The organism is Streptomyces sp. LMG1-1-1.1, from assembly GCF_040815545.1.
Taxonomy (GTDB): Bacteria; Actinomycetota; Actinomycetes; order Streptomycetales; family Streptomycetaceae; genus Streptomyces.
The window spans coordinates 1-15,281 of record NZ_JBFPNH010000013.1 but is presented as its reverse complement, the minus strand read 5'-3'; the positions used below and the strand labels follow the sequence as shown (position 1 = coordinate 15,281).

The window sequence follows — 15,281 nt, the reverse complement described above, 5'->3', positions numbered from 1 at the left end:
CCCTCCCCACACCGCAAGGAGACCGACATGCTGGACATCGCCGAAGAGCTGCACCGGTGGGTCGAGCAGGGACGCGCGTTCGCCGTCGCCACCGTGGTGGCGGTCGGCGGCAGCGCGCCCCGGCAGCCGGGTGCCGCCCTCGCCGTCGACAGCGAGGGCACGGCGATCGGCTCGGTCTCCGGCGGGTGTGTGGAGGGCGCGGTGTACGACCTCTGCGTCCAGGCCCTCGAAGACGGCAGGACCGTCGTCGAGCGGTTCGGATACAGCGACGAGGACGCCTTCGCGGTCGGCCTGACCTGCGGCGGCGTCATCGACATCCTCGTCACCCCGGTCCGCGGCGGGGTCTTCCCCGCCGCGGTCGCGGCCGCCGCCACGGGGGAGGCGGCGGCCCTGGCCCGCATCGTCGACGGGCCCGACGAGCTGAAGGGCACGGCGCTCCTGGTCCGCCCCGACGGCTCGTACGAGGGGCGGCTCGGCGGCCACCCCGAGCTGGACCGCACCGCGGCGGGCGAGGCCCGCGCGATGCTCGACACGGGCCGGACCGGCACCGTGGAGATCGGCGAGGACGGCAGCCGCTGCGGACAGCCGCTTACGCTCCTGGTCGAGTCCTCCGTCCCCGCCCCCCGCATGATCGTCTTCGGCGCCATCGACTTCGCCGCCGCCCTCGTCCGGGTCGGCAAGTTCCTCGGCTACCGCGTCACCGTGTGCGACGCGCGGCCCGTCTTCGCGACGCCGGCCCGCTTCCCCGAGGCCGACGAGATCGTCGTCGAGTGGCCCCACCGCTACCTGGAGTCGACGGAGGTCGACGGCCGCACGGTCCTGTGCGTCCTCACCCACGACGCCAAGTTCGACGTGCCGCTCCTCCAGGCGGCCCTCAAGCTGCCGGTCGCCTACGTCGGCGCGATGGGCTCGCGCCGCACCCACGAGGACCGCAACGAGCGGCTCCGCGAGGTCGGCGTCACCGAGCTCGAACTCGCCCGGCTGCGCTCGCCGATAGGCCTCGACCTGGGCGCCCGCACGCCGGAGGAGACCGCCCTGTCGATCGGCGCGGAGATCGTCGCCAACCGCCGCGGCGGCAGCGGCGCCTCGCTCACCGGTGCCCACACCCCGATCCACCACGACGGCCCCCGCGAGCCCGACGGCCGCATAGGCTCCGTCGCCTGATCCCGGTCGACCCTTCCCGGCCCCACCCCGCGCGGGGGAGGGGCCGTCGTCGTTTCCCCGCGCTTACACGGAGAAGGTGTCGTCTCCATGCGCCCGTTGTTTCTCGATACTTAATGCAGAGCAAAAGAAAAGTCTTGTCGAATGGCTTGACCCTCACTGTCCCCAACCGCAACCATCTGCTGCGGAGAGCGCGCTCCTCCTCCAACTCCCCCTCATCCCCGAGGAGATCGACCCATGCCCGCAGCCGGCACCCGCGTCGCGCCACCCCCACCCCCGACCGGCCAGGATCCCCGCCCCGTCTCCCGTCCCGCACCCCGGCGGGCCACCGCCGCCGCACTGGTCACGGCGCTCCTCGCCGGACTGCTCGCACTCGTCGCCGCACCCCCCGCCGCGGCCGCCCCCGTGCTGCTCTCCCAGGGCAAGCCGGCCACGGCCTCCAGCCAGGAGAACGGCGGCACCCCGGCCACCGCGGCCGTCGACGGCGACCCCGGCACCCGCTGGTCGAGCGCCTTCGCCGACCCGCAGTGGATCCAGGTCGACCTGGGCGCCCCGGCCGCGCTCAGCAGGGTCGACCTGCGCTGGGAGACCGCGTACGGCAAGGCCTACCGCATCGAGCTCTCCACCGACGGCACCACCTGGACCAGCGCCTACAGCACGGCGAACGGCCCCGGCGGCAACGAGTCCCTCCCCGTCGCCGGCACCGCCCGCTACGTCCGCGTGTACGGCACCACCCGGGCCACCGGATACGGCTACTCGCTCTGGGAGTTCCAGGTGTACGGCTCCGACGGCGGCGGCCCGGTCCTGCCCGGCGGCGGCGACCTCGGCCCGAACGTGCACGTCTTCGACCCGTCCACGCCCGGCATCCAGGCCAAGCTGGACGAGGTCTTCACCCAGCAGGAGTCGGCCCAGTTCGGCAGCGGCCGGCACGCCTTCTTCTTCAAGCCCGGCACGTACAACGGCCTCAACGCCCAGATCGGCTTCTACACCCAGATCGCCGGACTCGGCCTTCGCCCGGACGACACCACGATCAACGGCGACGTGACCGTCGACGCCGGCTGGTTCAACGGAAACGCCACCCAGAACTTCTGGCGCGCCGCCGAGAACCTCGCCCTCAACCCCGTCAACGGCACCGACCGGTGGGCCGTCTCGCAGGCCTCCTCGTTCCGCCGCATGCACGTCAAGGGCGGCCTCAACCTCGCCCCCGACGGCTACGGTTGGGCCAGCGGCGGCTACATCGCCGACTCGAAGATCGACGGCCAGGTCGGCAACTACTCGCAGCAGCAGTGGTACACCCGCGACAGCGCCATCGGCGGCTGGTCCAACAGCGTGTGGAACCAGGTCTTCTCAGGCGTCGAGGGCGCCCCGGCGCAGAGCTTCCCCGAGCCCCGCTACACCACCCTCGACACCACCCCCGTCTCCCGTGAGAAGCCCTTCCTGTACTGGGAGGGCGGCGAGTTCAAGGTGTTCGCCCCCGCCAAGCGGGTCAACGCCCGCGGCACCAGCTGGAGTACGGGCACCCCGCAGGGCCGGTCGCTCCCGCTGAGCGCGTTCTACGTGGTCAAGCCCGGCACCACCGCAGCCACCATGAACGCCGCCCTGCGCCAGGGCCTCCACCTGCTCTTCACCCCCGGCGTCTACCACGTCGACCAGCCGATCCAGGTCGACCGCGCCGACACGATCGTCCTCGGCCTCGGCCTCGCCACGATCATCCCCGACAACGGGGTGACGGCGATGAAGGTCGCCGACGTCGACGGCGTCCGGCTCGCGGGCTTCCTCGTCGACGCCGGACCGGTCAACTCCCCGGTCCTGCTGGAGATCGGCACCCAGAACGGCGCCGCCGACCACGCCGCCAACCCCACCACCGTCCAGGACGTGTATCTCCGCGTCGGCGGCGCGGGACCCGGCAAGGCCACCGTCGCCATGGCCGTCCACAGCGACGACACCATCGTCGACCACACCTGGGTCTGGCGCGCCGACCACGGCGAGGGCGTCGGCTGGGAGACCAACCGGTCCGACTACGGCGTCCGCGTGTACGGCGACGACGTCCTCGCCACCGGCCTGTTCGTCGAGCACTTCAACAAGTACGACGTCGAGTGGTTCGGCGACCGCGGCCGCACGATCTTCTTCCAGAACGAGAAGGCCTACGACGCGCCGAACCAGGCCGCCGTCCAGGACGGGCCCCACAAGGGCTACGCCGCCTACCGCGTCGACGACTCCGTCACCACCCACGAGGGCTGGGGGCTCGGCAGCTACTGCTACTACAACGTGGACCCGACGATCCGTCAGGACCACGGCTTCCGCGCCCCGGTGAAGCCCGGGGTCAGGTTCCACGACCTGCTCGTCGTCTCCCTCGGCGGCAACGGACAGTACGAGCACGTCATCAACGACGTCGGCGCCCCGACCTCGGGCACCTCCACCGTGCCGTCCACGGTGGTCTCGTACCCCTGAGCGGGCCGGATCCCTCGCTGATCCTCCCCGCGCTCCACCCCCTCCCCGGATGACGGGCCGGGCGGCGTGCCCTCAGCGCGCCGCCCGGCCCCGCACCGTCGACGCCCACGCCGGCTGCTCCCCGGCGGCCTCGCCCCCGGTCTCGGCCCGCCGTCCGCCGAGCGCGAAGAAGTCCGCGAGCGGCAGGATCGCCGCGCCGACCGTGACCGCGTCGGGCCCCAGCTTCCCCATGGCGATGCCGACCCGGGCCGCCGGGTACGCGAGGGCGGACTCCTTCGCGTATCCCTTGACCGTCTCCAGGAAGCGGGCGCCGAGCTGGAGGCCGGCCCAGCCGCCGACCAGGATGCGTTCGGGCTGGAAGAGGTTGATGAGGTCGGCGAAGCCGGCGCCGAGGTATTCGGCGGTCTCCTCCAGGACGGCCAGCGCGGTGGCGTCGGCCTGCGCGCCGGGGTCGGCCGGGTAGGCGGCGGCGAGCATCGCGGTGAGGGCGGTCTCCTCGTCCGCGCCGGCCGGGGGCTTGCCGCCGGCCTCGCGCCACCGCTCCAGCAGTGCCTCCGCGCCCGCGTACGCCTCCAGGCAGCCCTGGGCGCCGCAGCGGCACCGCCGGCCCCTCACCCGCACCTTCAGATGGCCCCATTCGAGCGCCCGGCCGGGACCCATCGGGTCCGTCACGACACAGGCGCCGACACCCGAACCGAAGAGCACGACCACGGCGCTGTGCGCACCCCGCCCGGCCCCGAACCACATCTCGGCCTGGCCCAGCGTCTTGGCGCCGTTGTCGATCCGGTACGGCACCGAGGCCGGCAGGTCGACGGACTCCCGCAGCAGCCGCTCCAGCGGGACGGCGTCCCAGCCGGTGGTCTGGCCGTGCACGACCGCGCCGTCCTCCGGAGTCGGGGCCACGATCCCGGGCACGCCGACCCCGACACCGAGGAGCCGCTCGGCGGGCACGTCCGCGGTCCGCAGGACCTCGGCGATGCCCTCGCGGATGTGGTCCACGACCACCCCGACCTCGTAGCGGTCGTGCGGGTGGGGGCTGTCGGCCGCCAACGGGCGCTCGGCACGGGCGAGTTCGGTGAGCGTGAGGTCGAACAGCTCGATCCTCACCCGTGTCTCGCCGACGTCGACGCCGATCATGCAACCGCTGCCCGGGGTGACCCTGAGCAGGATGCGGGGGCGGCCGCCGGCCGAGTCGACGCTGCCGGCCTCCTCGACCAGGCCCTCGGCGACGAGCTCCGCCACCACGTTGCTGACCGAACCCGAACTCAGCCCGGTCGCCGGACCCAGCTCGAAACGGCTCATCGGCCCGTCGAAGTACAGACAGCGGAGGACGGCCGTGCGGTTCTCCCGTCGCAGGTCACGTACGGTGCGGCCGTTCCGCATGGTCACTGGGCCCCCTGGTGAAGTAGTCCTCGGCTCAAAAGTACCGCCTCGACGGGGCCCCGGATCGGTCGCCGGTCGCGCAGGACGCGGACGGGGTCAGGCCCTGCGGAGGCCGCTGAGGAGGAGTTCGGCCAGCTGCTCGTAGGCCTCCGCGTCGGCGAGGCCGGTGGCCGCGGCCACCTGGCGCCGCTGGATGCGGACCATCACGGAGGAGATGACGTCGGCGGCGAAGGTCACGTGGACCTCGCGGAAGACGCCGGCCCGCACGCCCTCCTCGATGAGCTGCTGGACCCGGCCGGCCGCAGCGCGCGTGTTGCGCTCGTAGACCTCGGCCGCCGGCTCGAAGGCGGCCACGTCGTCGAAGAACTGCGGCGAGACCGGTGCCAGCTCGGCCGACACGGCCCGCAGGTAGGCGGCGAGTCGCTCGGCGGGGTCGGTGGCCGCGGCGAGGACGGCCTCGACGCGGGCGGTGGCGCGCCGGAAGAAGTGCACGACCGCCGCCCGGACGAGCTGCTCCTTGCTGCCGGCCAGGCCGTACAGGGTCCGCTTCGAGCAGCGCAGGCGGGCGGCCAGATCGTCGAGCGTGAGCCGGGCGAATCCCTCGCCGACGAGGAGGGCGACGAGTTCCTCGAAGAGGGCGGAGCGGCGCGCCGCTCCCCGGCCCGTGAGCTTCGGGGCGTCGGCGGCGGAGGTCTCGATCACCCGGCCAGTATTCCAGGCCCGTGCTCCGGGGGGTTACGGCGGCACCCTTCTGCGCTACTCTCAGCGGTACTGCAGTACCTCCCCCAGTACCACTTTGCGCGCCGCTGGAGTCGCACATGGATGTCGACCGCCTGCTTCCCACCCCCGAGGCAGCGGACCTCATCGCCCTCACCCGGGAGATCGCCGACAAGGAGCTCTCTTCACGGGTGGACGAGTACGAGGCCGCCGAGACCTATCCCGAAGGTCTCTTCGCCACGCTCGGCCAGGCCGGGCTGCTCGGCCTCGCCTACCCCGAGGAGTACGGCGGCGGAGGCCAGCCCTACGAGGTCTACCTCCAGGTCCTCGAGGAGCTCGCCGCCCGCTGGGCGGCCGTGGCCGTCGCCACCAGCGTCCACACCCTGGCCTGCCATCCCCTGCACTCCTTCGGCACCGCGGAGCAGAAGGAGCGCTGGCTCCCGGCGATGCTGGAGGGCCGCACCATCGGCGGCTACAGCCTCTCCGAGCCGCAGGCCGGTTCCGACGCCGCCGCCCTCACCTGCAAGGCCGAGCGCCAGGACGACGGCAGCGGCTACCGGGTAACCGGCACCAAGGCCTGGATCACCCACGGAGGCAAGGCCGGCTTCTACGCCCTCTTCGCCCGCACCGCCCCCGGCAGCCGCGGGATCTCCTGCTTCCTCGCCCCCGGCCGGACCGAGGGCCTGAGCTTCGGCGCACCCGAGCGCAAGATGGGCCTCCAGGCCGTCCCCACCACCTCCGCCTACTGGGACGGCGCCCTCCTCGACGAGGACCGGCGCATCGGCGACGAGGGCCAGGGGCTCCAGATCGCCTTCAGCGCCCTCGACAGCGGCCGCCTCGGCATCGCCGCCTGCGCCACCGGACTCGCCCAGGCGGCCCTCGACACGGCCGTCGACTACGCCAACGAGCGCACCACCTTCGGACGCAGGATCGTCGACCACCAGGGCCTCGGCTTCCTGCTCGCCGACATGGCCGCCGCGGTCGACGCGGCCCGCGCCACCTACCTGGACGCGGCCCGCCGCCGCGACCTGGGCCGCCCCTTCAGCCGCCAGGCCAGCGCGGCCAAGCTCATCGCCACCGACACCGCCATGAAGGTCACCACGGACGCCGTCCAGGTCCTCGGCGGCTACGGCTACACCCGCGACTTCCCCGTCGAGCGGTACATGCGCGAGGCCAAGATCATGCAGATCTTCGAGGGCACCAACCAGATCCAGCGCCTGGTGATCAGCCGGGGACTGGCCCGCCCGGAGTAGCGCCGCCGATCAGCAGCTCGCCGAGCTGCTGATCCGGATGCCCGTGATGGTGTCGCCGCCCCCACCCTGCATGTTCGGCAGGATGCAGAAGGAGCTGCCGCCCGAGTGCTGCACCCACACCGTGTCGTCGTTGCGGGTGTTCACGACGCTGTAGAACGTCCGCGGCGTCGTGTACTGGTAGTACGAGGTGACGTCCTTGAACATGGCGACGATCTTGCCGTCCCAGTGGTAGCCCTCGTAGACGCACACGTACGGGTAGGGGCAGCCGAACTGGCTGTCGGCCTGGGCGGTCGACGCGTTGAGACCGCTGAGGCCGAGCACCGCACCGAGAGCCGCCACCATGCCGATGACGCGACGGGACCGAGTCTTCACAATTCCCCCTGGGGATAAGGCGTTTCCACGGTCGGGGGGCGCGTCCGAGAGGCCCGCCCGACGACTTCCGGCCGGAACCTAACACCGCTGAAGGTGGCCGAAAACGCTCTGGAGGCGGGAAAGCGGTGTCCCGCCGTCCCCGGGACGCACACGGGACGACGGGACGACGTGAAAGCGGCCGGCGGACCCGTCTCCGGGGCCGCCGGCCGCTCCTGGCGTGCCTACTTGCCGAGGGTGGCGGCGCCGGCCTGGGCGAACTTCTCGTCGAGGTCGCCGGAGGGGGCGCCGGCGACGCCGATGCCCGCGATGGGGGCGCCCTTGGCGGTGACGGGGGCGCCGCCGGCGAGGAAGAGGGTGCCGGGGATGTCCTTGAGGGTGGGGGCGTTGGTGAGGCGCTTGGCCAGTTCGGAGGTGGGGGCCTTCCAGGAGACGGCGGTGTACGCCTTCTTCTCGGCCGACTCGTAGGACTGCGGGCCGGCGCCGTCGCCGCGGAGGGTGACGAGGGTGTTGCCGTTGCGGTCGACGACGGCGACGGAGACGCGCTGGTTCTCCTTCTCGGCGGCGTCGAGCGCGGCCTGCGCGGCCTTGGTCGCGGCCTCGATGGTGAGGTGCGTCGACCGCGTCGTGTTCTTGTTCTTCGCGTCCGCCTTGGCGACGGCGGCGGCCGGGGCGGCCGCCGTGTCCTCGCCGGTGGCGTTGGCCGAGTAGGCACCGAAGCCGCCGAGGGCGAGAGCGGCGACGATCGCGCCACCGGTCACGACACGGGTGCGCGAGGTCTTCTTCACGTGCTTCATGGGGGTCCGCTCCAGTGAACTCGGTGTCCGCGGGGGCCGCCGGGAAGCCGTGGCCCGCTCTGACTCCCATCCTGGTGGCGCATCCCTCACGCTCCGTCGTCGTCCCGGCTGCACCCGGCGCTCGCAACGGTGGACCCCGGTGTCATCCGATCGGCTGACCCCCGGCCTCCTCGCCGTCCCATTGCGCGGCCAGGTCGGCGAAGGCCCCGGCGGCCGCGCTCCGGTAGCCGGCCGCGCGCCGCAGGAGGACGACACCGCGGGCCGGCAGGGCGGGGGAGAGCGGGACCGGGCTCAGCCGGGGGTGGTCCCGGGTCACGGCGTCCGGCAGGACGGTGGCCAGCGCGGTGCGCCGCACGATCTCCGTGAGCGCGCTGACCGAGTCCGTCTCCACCGCGATCCGCGGCCGGACCCGGTGCTCGGAGAGGTACGCGTCGATGTGCAGACGGGTGGCGAAGTCCCTGCTGAGCAAGGCGAGGTGATGATCGGTCAGGTCTTCGACCGGGACCGGCTCGGTCCGGCCCGCGAAGGGGTGGCCGGGGCCCACGACGAGTCCGAGGGTCTCGGTGAACAGTCCGGTCGCCTCGATGCCCGGGAGATGGACGCCTCGGAAGGCGATGCCGAGATCGAGGCGGTCGGCGAGGAGTTCGGCCTCGATGCGGTCCTGGGGCAGCTCCCGCACCTCCACGTCGATGCCCGGATGGCGGGTGTGGAAGGCGGCGACCAGCGGGCCGGTCAGATAGGCGGTGAAGGTGGGGGTGACGGCGAGCCGGAGGTGGCCGCGTGAGAGGTCGTGCACATCGAGCACCGCCCGCTCGCCCGCGGCCAGGTCCCGCAGGGCCCGCCGGGCGTAGCGGGCGTACGTCTCCCCGGAGTCCGTGAGGCGCACCGTACGGCCGCCGCGGTCGAGGAGCTGCGTCCCGAGCGCCTTCTCCAGCTGCCTGATCTGCTGGGACAGCGTGGGCTGGGCGATGCGGAGCTCCTCGGCCGCACGCGTGAAGTTCGCGTGCTCGGCGACGGCGAGCAGATAGCGGAGATGGCGGAGTTCCGGCTGCATGCCCCCGACTATAGATCGTATCTATAGCAGAGATCGACAGCAGGTCTTGGACGCTATAGCCACTGGTCGTGCAGGGTGAGGACATGCCTCATCTCGCCGAGGGAATCGCCCGCTTCCAGCGGGAGGTCTTCCCTGCCAAGGCCGGGCTCTTCGCCCGCCTGGCCACCGCCCACCACCCCGGGACGCTCTTCATCGGCTGCTCGGACGCCCGAGTCGTCCCCGAACTGATCACCCAGACCGACCCGGGCGAGCTCTTCGTCGTCCGCACCGCCGGGAACCTCGTCCCCGCCCACACCCCGGGCACCGACGGGGTCACCGCCGCCGTCGAGTACGCCGTCGCCGTCCTCGGCGTCCGGGACGTCATCGTCTGCGGGCACTCCGCCTGCGGCGCCATGACCGCGCTCGCCGAAGGCCGCGACCTGACCGCCGCGCCCGCCGTCGCCGCCTGGCTGCGCCACGCCGACGCGTCGCTGGCCCGTACCGCGGCGACCGGCCGACAGGGGGACGTCGCCGCCCTCGTGCGGGAGAACGTCACCGCGCAACTGGCCAACCTCGCCACCCACCCGTCGGTGGCCCGCGCCCTCGCCGAGGGAGCCGTACGCCTGCACGGCTGGGTCTTCGACATCGCCGACGGCACCGTCGAGGAACTCGCCACCGCGGCGGGCCCCGCGCTCGCCGCCTGACCCCCACCACACGAAGCAGTCCCCCAAGGAAGAAGGACGTACCTCCCATGACGCACGCCCAGTTCGACCCCACCGCCCGTCACGCCCTCGCGATCGCGGCCGTCGACGCCAAGGACCGCAAGGACCTGACCTGGCAGCGGATCGCGGACGCCGCCGGCTTCTCCGTCGCCTTCACCACCGCCGCCGTGCTCGGCCAGCACGCCCTGCCGGCCGGGTCCGCGAAGGCCGTCGCCGAGCTCCTCGGCCTGGACGAGGACGCCGAGCGGCTGCTCCGGACCATCCCCACCCGCGGCTCCCTCGACGGCGCCGTCCCCACCGACCCGACCATCTACCGCTTCTACGAGATGCTCCAGGTGTACGGCACCACGCTGAAGGCCCTGGTCCACGAGGAGTTCGGCGACGGCATCATCTCGGCGATCAACTTCCGGCTGGACGTGAAGAAGGTCGCCGACCCCGAGGGCGGCGAGCGCGCGGTCATCACACTCGACGGCAAGTACCTGCCGACCAAGCCCTTCTGACGGAAGCTCAGCCAGCTGTGGCGGACGCCTCGGCGCCGAGCAGCGCGAGCGAGTTCGTCCACAGCGCGCCGAGGCGGCCCGGGTCGTCGTACAGCTTGGCGAAGAGGACCTCGCCCTCCAGCTGGGCGACCAGGGCGCGCGCGGCGGCGCGGGCGTCGGCGACCGAGACCTCGCCGCGCCCGCGGGCCTCGGCGACGGCCCCCTCGACCAGGGAGACCTGCTCCTCGAAGATCTCCCGCAGCCGCTCGCGGACGCTCTCGGTCCGGGTGCTCATCTCCAGGGCCAGGTTCCCGAGCAGGCAGCCGGTGACGGCGCCGCAGCTCTCCCGGTCGGCGCGCAGCCCCTCCTCGGTGGACGCGTACAGCCGCCGCAGCCGCGCGAGCGGAGGGACGTCCGGGTCCAGCGCGCGGTCCCACGCGGCGCGGCGCCCGGTCCAGTGCTCGTCCACGACGGCGAGGGCCAACTCCTCCTTGGAGGCGAAGAAGTAGTAGAAGCTCCCCTTCGGGACCCCGGCCGCCGCACAGATCTCGGCCACGCCGAGGGCGGAGTAGCCGCGCGACAGCATCAGCGTCTCCGCGGCGGCCAGGATGCGCTCCCGCGCGTCACTCGTTCGCCCCATGGCCCCGAGTCTACGACCGGTCGACTACCTCCTCGCGCGTGCGCGGCCTCCGCTTCCGGGCGCGCGGGTCACGGTTCTATGGTGGGCGGCGCAGATCGCGCGGACCGCGCGGTCCTCCGCGGGCACGCGCCCGATCCGGCGGCCATCCCGGCGGCAGGGTCGCACCCGCACGACACGAACGAGGAGTTCCATGGACATCGCCGGCTCCGCCGCTCTCGTCACCGGTGCCGCATCCGGTCTCGGGGCGGCCACCGCGGCCGCGCTCGCCGCCCGCGGCGCCACCGTCTACGGCCTGGACCTCGACAAGGCCGTGGCCGCCGCAGGGCCGCTGCCGGAGGGCGTCAGGCTGCTCGCCGCCGACGTCACCGACGAGGAGCAGGTCCGCGAGGCGCTGGCCGCGGTCGACGCCGACGGCGCCGAGCTCCGGCTCGCCGTGAACTGCGCCGGCATCGCCCCCTCCGCCCGCATCCTGGGCCGCAAGGGACCGCACGACCTCGACCTGTTCCGCACGGTGCTGAACGTCAACCTCCTCGGCACGTTCAACGTGATGCGGCTCGCCGCCGAGGCCATCGCCCGGCACGAGCCCGACGAGCACGGACAGCGCGGCCTCGTCGTGAACACGGCCTCGATCGCCGCCTTCGAGGGCCAGGTCGGCCAGATCGCGTACGCCGCCTCCAAGGCGGGCGTCGCCGGCATGACCGTCACGGCCGCCCGCGACCTGGCCCAGTTCGGCATCCGGGTCGTCACCATCGCCCCCGGGATCGTCGACACCCCGATGATGGCCGGGTTCGGCGAGGACGTCAGGGCCGGTCTCGCCGCGAGCGTCACCTTCCCGCAGCGCCTGGCCCGCCCGGAGGAGTACGCCCGGCTCGTCACCATGATCGCCGAGCACGACTACCTCAACGGCGAGACCATCCGGATGGACGGCGCCCTGCGCATGGCCCCCCGCTGACCCTCCGTACCCCCGAAAGCGCACTCGGTGCCGGATTCCTCCGGCACCAAGTGCCGCGCGGGGCGGTTTCGGGTGTTAGGTTCGGGCCATGGGAACTGCGTCGACGAACTCCACGAAGCCCGCGATGCGGGACTCCCTCATCGCCGCGGCCTTTCAGCTCTTCCTGGAGCGGGGCTACGAGCAGACCACCGTCGACGACATCGTCACGCTGGCGGGGGTCGGCCGGCGGTCCTTCTTCCGGTACTTCCCGTCGAAGGAGGACGTGGTCTTCCCCGACCACGAGCAGGCCCTCGCCGACATGACGCGCTTCCTCGCCGCCAGCGCCGACTCCGACGACCCGGTGGTCCGGGTCTGCGACGCCGCCCGGCTCGTCATGCGGATGTACGCCGAGAACCCGACCTTCTCCGTCCAGCGCTACCGCCTCACCCGCGAGGTCGCGGGACTGCGCGCGTACGAACTCTCGGTCGTCTGGCGGTACGAGAAGACCCTCGGCGACTACCTGCGCACCCGCTGGGCCGACCGCAGGGACGGCACGCTGCGGGCCAACGTCGTCGCGGCGGCCGTGGTCGCCGCCCACAACCACGCCCTGCGCCACTGGCTGCGCTCGGGCGGGGAGGGCGACCCGCAGGCGGAGGTCGACCGCGCCCTGGACTTCGTGCGCGCGACCTGGAGCCCGGACCCGGCGGCGGAGGCGCCGCAGGACGCGACCGAGGACGTCGTCGTGGTCATCACCAAGCGGTCCACGCCGATGTGGCGCGTGGTGCGCGAGGTCGAGTCGAGCCTCGGGGAGGGCTGAGGCGCGGTAGGGGTTCTCAGTATCCGGAATTGAGGGAACTCAGGTCTTTATTTGATGGCACTCAGTGCCATATCTTTGCCTTGCACGGTCGAGCCGCCGAGTGCAAGGAGAAGGCATCGTGTTCCACACGGGACTGAGGAGCGGGACCGCCGTCCAGGACGACGAGGCGACCCCGGACTCCGAGCTCTACTTCCAGCGCTGCCGCTGGTGCCACACCACGACGTTCCAGCGCCTGCTCTGTCCGACCTGCGGGTCGACGGACCTCGCGCCCGAACTCAGCGAGGGCGAGGGCGTGATTTCCGTACGGCGCGGGGTCGCGGCGGCCGACGCGGACCTCTGGCCGGTGCACATGACGGAGGGCTTCGTGGTCCGCTGCCGGGTCGACGGACCGCTCCACGCGGTGCGTCCCGGGGTCCGGGTCAAGCTCTCCTCCGGCGCCGGGGTGACCGGACGCAGGCCGGTCGTCCGGCTCTGCGACGAGATCCCGCTCGACGGCTGGTTCTGACCAACGCGTCCGGCGACGACGACAAAGAAGGGGCGGCGGGTGGCACAGAGTGCCACCCACCGCCCCTTCCTCGTGGGACCGGGCCGTCAGCGGGCGCCGATCTCGTCCGTCAGCTGCGGCAGCACCTCGAAGAGGTCGCCGACCACGCCGTAGTCGACCAGGTCGAAGATCGGGGCCTCGGGGTCCTTGTTGACCGCGACGATCGTCTTCGACGTCTGCATGCCGGCCCGGTGCTGGATCGCACCGGAGATGCCCGCCGCGACGTACAGCTGCGGCGAGACCTGCTTGCCGGTCTGGCCGACCTGGTTGGAGTGCGGGTACCAGCCCGCGTCCACGGCGGCGCGGGAGGCGCCGACGGCCGCACCGAGCGAGTCGGCCAGCTTCTCGACGACGGCGAAGCCCTCGGCCGCGCCGACGCCGCGGCCGCCGGAGACCACGATCGCGGACTCGGTCAGCTCGGGGCGGCCGGTGGAGACGCGCGGGGTGCGCGAGACGACCTTCGCGGCGTTGCCGGTGAAGGCGACGGTCACGTTCTCGACGGTGCCGGCGGCCGGAGCGGCCTCCGGGGCGGCCGAGTTCGGCTTGACCGTGATGACCGGGACGCCGTGCGAGACCGTGGACTTCACCTGGTACGAGGCGGCGAAGACGGACTGGGTGGCGACCGGGCCGTTCTCGCCGGCCTCCAGCTCCACCGCGTCGGTGATCAGGCCGGAGCCGAGGCGGAGCGCGACGCGGGCCGCGATCTCCTTGCCCTCGCCGGAGGAGGTCACCAGGACGGCGGCCACCTCCTTCTCCTTGGCGAGCTGGGTGAGCGCGTCGACCTTCGGGACGACGAGCTGCTCGGTGAACTCGGCACCGTCCGCGACGTACACGGTGGCCGCGCCGTACTCGCCCGCCTTGGCGGCGATCGAGGCGGCGGCGTCGCCGGCGCCCAGGACGACCGCCGTGGGCTCGCCGATGCGGCGGGCCAGCGTCAGCAGTTCGAGGGCCGGCTTGCGGACCGCACCGTCGGCGTGGTCCACGAGAACCAGGATCTCAGCCATGATTCGTAGCTCCTGTGTGGGTGAGTGACCGACGGCGGGTCAGATGAACTTCTGGGTCGCGAGGAAGGCGGCGAGCTGCTTGCCGCCGTCGCCCTCGTCCGTGACGATCGTGCCCTGGGTACGGGCCGGACGCGCCGTGGCCGAGTCGACCAGGGTCCACGCCCCGGCCAGGCCCACCTCGTCGGCGTCGATGTCCAGGTCGTCGAGGTCCAGCTCCTCGACCGGCTTCTTCTTGGCGGCCATGATCCCCTTGAAGGAGGGGTAACGGGCCTCGCCGGACTGGTCGGTGACCGACACGACGGCCGGCAGCGGGGCCTCCAGGAGCTCGGTGGCGGCGTCGCCGTCGCGGCGGCCCTTCACCAGGCCGTCCTCGACGGAGAGCTCCGAGAGCAGGGTGACCTGCGGCAGGCTCAGGCGCTCGGCGAGCAGCGCGGGCAGCACGCCCATCGTGCCGTCGGTCGAGGCCATGCCGCAGACGACCAGGTCGAAGCCGGTCTTCTCCAGCGCCTTGGCCAGGATCGCGGAGGTGGCGATGACGTCGGAGCCGTGGATGTCGTCGTCGTTGACGTGGACGGCCTTGTCGGCGCCCATGGAAAGCGCCTTGCGCAGCGCGTCCTTGGCGTCGTCCGGGCCCACGGTCACGACGGTGACCTCGGCGTCGTCGGACTCCTCCGAGATGCGGAGGGCCTGCTCGACCGCGTACTCGTCCAGCTCGGAGAGCAGGCCGTCGACGGCCTCGCGGTCGGTCGTCAGGTCGTCGGCGAAACCGCGGTCGCCGGTCGCGTCGGGGACGTACTTCACACAGACTGCGATCTTCAGGGTCACGGCCTGTCTCCTTTCAACGGGCTGGTGGTTACGGGAGGTTGCGGGCCATCACGATGCGCTGAACCTGGTTGGTGCCCTCGTAGATCTGGGTGATCTTGGCGTCGCGCATCATCCGCTCCACCGGGTAGTCGCGGGTGTAGCCGTAGCCGCCCAGG

At 72.6% G+C, this 15,281-nt stretch carries 17 protein-coding genes; 8 read left to right on the top strand and 9 right to left on the bottom strand.

Features of this window, described 5'->3' with window-relative positions; translation table 11 throughout:
* The first annotated feature begins 27 nt into the window (after positions 1 to 27).
* Both MRBLMG1_RS04855 and MRBLMG1_RS04850 read left to right on the top strand, forming a co-directional pair.
* Positions 28 to 1,164: an XdhC family protein gene (locus MRBLMG1_RS04855; RefSeq protein WP_367821062.1), complete on the top strand. Its 1,137-nt coding sequence runs from the start codon at positions 28 to 30 to the stop codon at positions 1,162 to 1,164.
* A gap of 234 nt (positions 1,165 to 1,398) precedes the next feature.
* On the top strand, positions 1,399 to 3,612 hold the full coding sequence (locus tag MRBLMG1_RS04850; RefSeq protein WP_367821060.1) for a discoidin domain-containing protein: 2,214 nt from the start codon (positions 1,399 to 1,401) through the stop codon (positions 3,610 to 3,612).
* 72 nt (positions 3,613 to 3,684) lie between these two features.
* On the opposite strand, the gene MRBLMG1_RS04845 is transcribed toward MRBLMG1_RS04850, so the two are convergent.
* Together MRBLMG1_RS04845 and MRBLMG1_RS04840 are read right to left on the bottom strand one after the other, a co-directional pair.
* Positions 3,685 to 5,001 (bottom strand): ROK family transcriptional regulator, encoded by a 1,317-nt coding sequence (locus MRBLMG1_RS04845; protein WP_367821058.1) that lies wholly within the window; start codon positions 4,999 to 5,001, stop codon positions 3,685 to 3,687.
* A 90-nt stretch (positions 5,002 to 5,091) separates the two neighbouring features.
* Positions 5,092 to 5,697 (bottom strand): TetR/AcrR family transcriptional regulator, encoded by a 606-nt coding sequence (locus MRBLMG1_RS04840; protein ID WP_189806881.1) that lies wholly within the window; start codon positions 5,695 to 5,697, stop codon positions 5,092 to 5,094.
* A gap of 116 nt (positions 5,698 to 5,813) precedes the next feature.
* Between MRBLMG1_RS04840 and MRBLMG1_RS04835 the strand changes: the two genes are divergently transcribed.
* Positions 5,814 to 6,965, top strand: coding sequence for an acyl-CoA dehydrogenase family protein (locus MRBLMG1_RS04835; RefSeq protein ID WP_367821055.1), 1,152 nt, complete (start codon positions 5,814 to 5,816; stop codon positions 6,963 to 6,965).
* A 9-nt stretch (positions 6,966 to 6,974) separates the two neighbouring features.
* Here the strand turns inward: MRBLMG1_RS04835 and MRBLMG1_RS04830 are convergent, their stop codons facing one another.
* From MRBLMG1_RS04830 to cynR, 3 genes are all read right to left on the bottom strand, one after another.
* Positions 6,975 to 7,337 carry a peptidase inhibitor family I36 protein gene (locus MRBLMG1_RS04830; RefSeq protein ID WP_367821053.1) on the bottom strand — a complete coding sequence of 121 codons (363 nt, stop codon included), beginning with the start codon at positions 7,335 to 7,337 and terminating at the stop codon, positions 6,975 to 6,977.
* A gap of 221 nt (positions 7,338 to 7,558) precedes the next feature.
* Entirely contained in the window at positions 7,559 to 8,122 is a 564-nt protein-coding gene (locus MRBLMG1_RS04825; protein WP_367821323.1) for a GlcG/HbpS family heme-binding protein, read from the bottom strand.
* Between the two features lie 151 nt (positions 8,123 to 8,273).
* On the bottom strand, positions 8,274 to 9,185 hold the full coding sequence (cynR, locus tag MRBLMG1_RS04820) for a transcriptional regulator CynR (RefSeq protein WP_367821051.1): 912 nt from the start codon (positions 9,183 to 9,185) through the stop codon (positions 8,274 to 8,276).
* 83 nt (positions 9,186 to 9,268) lie between these two features.
* Here cynR and MRBLMG1_RS04815 point away from each other — a divergent pair, with 83 nt between their 5' ends.
* Positions 9,269 to 9,868, top strand: a complete 600-nt coding sequence (locus MRBLMG1_RS04815) for a carbonic anhydrase (RefSeq protein ID WP_367821049.1) — start codon at positions 9,269 to 9,271, stop codon at positions 9,866 to 9,868.
* A 47-nt stretch (positions 9,869 to 9,915) separates the two neighbouring features.
* The gene (gene cynS, locus MRBLMG1_RS04810) at positions 9,916 to 10,386 is read left to right on the top strand and encodes a cyanase (RefSeq protein WP_367821047.1); all 471 of its coding nucleotides are present in this window, start codon (positions 9,916 to 9,918) and stop codon (positions 10,384 to 10,386) included.
* Positions 10,387 to 10,393: 7 nt separating this feature from the next.
* On the opposite strand, the gene MRBLMG1_RS04805 is transcribed toward cynS, so the two are convergent.
* Positions 10,394 to 11,005, bottom strand: a complete 612-nt coding sequence (locus tag MRBLMG1_RS04805; protein ID WP_367821045.1) for a TetR/AcrR family transcriptional regulator — start codon at positions 11,003 to 11,005, stop codon at positions 10,394 to 10,396.
* Positions 11,006 to 11,195: 190 nt separating this feature from the next.
* Here MRBLMG1_RS04805 and MRBLMG1_RS04800 point away from each other — a divergent pair, with 190 nt between their 5' ends.
* From MRBLMG1_RS04800 to MRBLMG1_RS04790, 3 genes are all read left to right on the top strand, one after another.
* Positions 11,196 to 11,957, top strand: coding sequence for an SDR family NAD(P)-dependent oxidoreductase (locus MRBLMG1_RS04800; protein ID WP_367821043.1), 762 nt, complete (start codon positions 11,196 to 11,198; stop codon positions 11,955 to 11,957).
* An 88-nt stretch (positions 11,958 to 12,045) separates the two neighbouring features.
* Positions 12,046 to 12,753: a TetR family transcriptional regulator gene (locus MRBLMG1_RS04795; protein ID WP_367821041.1), complete on the top strand. Its 708-nt coding sequence runs from the start codon at positions 12,046 to 12,048 to the stop codon at positions 12,751 to 12,753.
* 118 nt (positions 12,754 to 12,871) lie between these two features.
* A complete protein-coding gene (locus MRBLMG1_RS04790) occupies positions 12,872 to 13,258 on the top strand; it encodes a zinc ribbon domain-containing protein (RefSeq protein ID WP_367821039.1) in 387 nt (128 codons plus the stop codon).
* 86 nt (positions 13,259 to 13,344) lie between these two features.
* On the opposite strand, the gene MRBLMG1_RS04785 is transcribed toward MRBLMG1_RS04790, so the two are convergent.
* The 3 genes from MRBLMG1_RS04785 to MRBLMG1_RS04775 form a co-directional block, all read right to left on the bottom strand.
* Positions 13,345 to 14,301, bottom strand: a complete 957-nt coding sequence (locus MRBLMG1_RS04785; protein WP_367821037.1) for an electron transfer flavoprotein subunit alpha/FixB family protein — start codon at positions 14,299 to 14,301, stop codon at positions 13,345 to 13,347.
* Positions 14,302 to 14,340: 39 nt separating this feature from the next.
* A complete protein-coding gene (locus MRBLMG1_RS04780; protein WP_366042841.1) occupies positions 14,341 to 15,126 on the bottom strand; it encodes an electron transfer flavoprotein subunit beta/FixA family protein in 786 nt (261 codons plus the stop codon).
* A 28-nt stretch (positions 15,127 to 15,154) separates the two neighbouring features.
* Positions 15,155 to 15,281: acyl-CoA dehydrogenase family protein (locus MRBLMG1_RS04775; RefSeq protein WP_262986058.1), on the bottom strand; the 127-nt coding region annotated here is incomplete at its 5' end.